1 rRNA gene is annotated in these 789 nt (G+C 53.6%); it reads right to left on the reverse strand.

From position 1 onward, the window contains the following. Positions 1-20: 20 nt before the first annotated feature. A 23S ribosomal RNA gene (locus tag DK871_RS28400) occupies positions 21-789 on the reverse strand; the annotation flags it as partial.

Consider the following 789-nt stretch of genomic DNA (forward strand, 5'->3'; position numbering starts at 1 on the left):
TCAAATTGCTTGGGTGTTATATGGTCAAGCCTCACGGGCAATTAGTATTGGTTAGCTCAACGCCTCACAGCGCTTACACACCCAACCTATCAACGTCGTAGTCTTCGACGGCCCTTCAGGGAACTCAAGGTTCCAGTGAGATCTCATCTTGAGGCTAGTTTCCCGCTTAGATGCTTTCAGCGGTTATCTATTCCGAACATAGCTACCCGGCAATGCCACTGGCGTGACAACCGGAACACCAGAGGTTCGTCCACTCCGGTCCTCTCGTACTAGGAGCAGCCCCTCTCAAATCTCAAACGTCCACGGCAGATAGGGACCGAACTGTCTCACGACGTTCTAAACCCAGCTCGCGTACCACTTTAAATGGCGAACAGCCATACCCTTGGGACCGGCTTCAGCCCCAGGATGTGATGAGCCGACATCGAGGTGCCAAACACCGCCGTCGATATGAACTCTTGGGCGGTATCAGCCTGTTATCCCCGGAGTACCTTTTATCCGTTGAGCGATGGCCCTTCCATACAGAACCACCGGATCACTAAGACCTACTTTCGTACCTGCTCGACGTGTCTGTCTCGCAGTCAAGCGCGCTTTTGCCTTTATACTCTACGACCGATTTCCGACCGGTCTGAGCGCACCTTCGTACTCCTCCGTTACTCTTTAGGAGGAGACCGCCCCAGTCAAACTACCCACCATACACTGTCCTCGATCCGGATAACGGACCTGAGTTAGAACCTCAAAGTTGCCAGGGTGGTATTTCAAGGATGGCTCCACGCAGACTGGCGTCCACGC

The organism is Pseudomonas sp. L13 (assembly GCF_009935965.1).
Classification (GTDB): Bacteria; Pseudomonadota; Gammaproteobacteria; order Pseudomonadales; family Pseudomonadaceae; genus Aquipseudomonas; species Aquipseudomonas lactis.